This is a genomic window from Rhizobacter sp. (assembly GCF_031412075.1).
GTDB lineage: Bacteria > Pseudomonadota > Gammaproteobacteria > Burkholderiales > Burkholderiaceae_C > Rhizobacter.
Genome location: NZ_JANOCG010000605.1, coordinates 1 through 2220, shown reverse-complemented (window position 1 = coordinate 2220; position 2220 = coordinate 1). Strand labels below are relative to the sequence as shown.

Annotated in this window: 3 protein-coding genes; 1 reads left to right on the top strand and 2 read right to left on the bottom strand. The window is 65.6% G+C overall.

All coding sequences use genetic code 11. The features are described 5' to 3' along the window. Nucleotides 1–198: 198 nt before the first annotated feature. A complete protein-coding gene (locus RMO40_RS22370; protein WP_309725809.1) occupies nt 199–747 on the bottom strand; it encodes a glycine zipper 2TM domain-containing protein in 549 nt (182 codons plus the stop codon). Between the two features lie 147 nt (nt 748–894). Beyond that, nucleotides 895–1458, bottom strand: a complete 564-nt coding sequence (locus RMO40_RS22365; RefSeq protein ID WP_309725808.1) for a helix-turn-helix domain-containing protein — start codon at nt 1456–1458, stop codon at nt 895–897. An 80-nt stretch (nt 1459–1538) separates the two neighbouring features. On the opposite strand from RMO40_RS22365, the gene RMO40_RS22360 reads away from it, so the two are divergent. Continuing rightward, nucleotides 1539–1976, top strand: a complete 438-nt coding sequence (locus RMO40_RS22360) for a VOC family protein (RefSeq protein ID WP_309725807.1) — start codon at nt 1539–1541, stop codon at nt 1974–1976. Nucleotides 1977–2220: the final 244 nt, after the last annotated feature.

Below are 2220 nucleotides of genomic sequence, written 5' to 3'. Positions count from 1 at the left end.
GGCCGGCGGCGTGCGGCTCGGTAGATCGAACGCTCTGGTGCGCAGCGCCCACGAGCTGACAAAGCGGTCGACACCCGTTTCGCCACGCAGCGCTCGCATCGCAACCACGATGCGCCGCATGCGTGGCGGTTCAACGAATGGGGCCGCGTGCAAAGCCCCTGACAGCCACGAGGGCGTCGCGCGCAGCGCGACGTGCAGCTACGACTTGTTGTCGGGCGCCGGGGTCGTGACCACTTGACCCCCTTTCACCGGGAGCTTGTCGCCCGGCTTGGAGGACATGCGCACCACGCCGTCTTTGCCGTCGAGGCGATAGGTCACGTCGTAGCCCACCACTTTCTGCGACTTCTCGTTCACCGTCTTGCAGCGGCGCTCGGTTGACGTGACGACGTCTTTTTCTTGCATGTTCTTCTGGATGCGGTTGCCGGCATAACCCCCGGCGGCCGCGCCTGCAACGGTCGCAAGCGTCTTGCCGTTGCCGCCACCGACGGTGCTGCCCAAAAGGCCGCCCGCCACACCGCCCACCACGCTGCCGGCGATGCGATTTTCATCCTTCACCGGCGCCTGGCGCTGCACCTGAACGTCCTCGCAACTCTCGCGGGGGGTCACCGTTGTTTGAACGACATCCTTCACCGCGACGACGTCGGCGAACTCGGGCTTCGCCATCGTCTTGTAGCCCACGGCACCAGCGCCGAGTACCACCATGGCAATGCCACCGACGGCAATACCCTTGACCATTGATTTGTCCATGTTCATGTTCCTTTTTCAGATCCCGCCATTCTCGCCGCCGAGACGACGAACGCCAGCGCGTGATTGCAAACGCTCGCCGATGAACACGCCCATTTGGGCATTTCCGCACGAACGCCATGTACTGCAGATGGCAGCTTAAGTCACGCGTCATCCCCCTACGACGCGCTCGACCAGCCAGCGCATGGCCTTTCGCACGGTTGCCACATCGCCACGGGCCTGGTCGAGCGCGGCGCGGTCGAAGGCAGCGGACAACAGCGCGGCCAGCGCCGAGGTGAAGGCGGGGTCCCGGCCCAGCGCCGCCTTCAGCCCGTCGTACAAGCTCGAGCCGGCCAGCGCGGCATCGATGGCCTCGACCTCGGCCGCGCCGAGCACCGCGGGGCCGTCGATGAGCAACAGCCGCGTGCGGCCCCGCTCGGCCATGGCGGCCAGGTAGGCGTCTGCCCCCTTGAGCAAGGCTTGTCGCGGCGTCGTGGCCGCAGGCGTGGCTGCCTCGATGGCGTCGCGCACTGCGATCGCCTCGCGCTCGAGCACGGCCAGGAACAGCGCGCGCTTGTCGGCGTAATGGTGGTACAGCGCCCCCCGGGTGACGCCAGCGGCCGCACAAATCTCCGGTGTCGAAGTCGCCGCATAGCCTTTGCCGATGAACAGTGCATGGGACGCGTCCAGCAGCGACAGCCGGGTGGCCTCGGTTCGTTCGGGGTTGGTTGCCATGGCAGTGTTGAAAACAAACAGTCTGCATGTTAACCTTCATAAAACATGCACAGTGCATGTTTTACTCTGAAAGGCTCCCCATGAAGACCAACAGCTACTACCCCGTGCTCATGACTCACGACGTGGCGGGAACTTCTGCCTTCTACGTCAAGCACTTCGCGATGCGCCCTCTGTTCGAGGCCGACTGGTACGTGCACCTGCAATCCACCGAAGACACCGGCGTCAACCTCGGCGTGGTGGCGGCGGATCACCCTACCGTGCCCGAAGCGGCCCGGGGCCGGGGTGCCGCCGGGCTGCTCATCAATTTCGAGGTCGACGACCCCGACGCGGTCTACGAGCGGCTGCGTGCCCAGGGCCTGCCCATGCTGCTGGACTTGCGTGACGAGTCTTTCGGCCAGCGCCACTTCATCACCGCCGACCCGAACGGTGTGCTGATCGACGTGATCAAGCCGATCGCGCCAGGGCCGGAATACGCGGGGCAATACGTCGATGCGCCAGCGGCCATCACGTCACCCTGACAGGCCGATACCCACAACGCCGCTGAGCTCGTCGTGCAGGCATCCGCGAAGCCCACGGAGTGGCGCACGGGTTCGAGCCGCTGAGCGCGGGGCCGAACATCAACTGCGGCCGGCGCCGGGCCGTGCACTCCCTTCGACAGGCTCAGGGCGAACGGAGTGCTTGTTCAACGCACGCAATCCTCTCCCGTTCGGGCTAAGCCTGTCGAAGCCGACGCTGTGCCGTGCGCTCCCTTCGACAGGATAT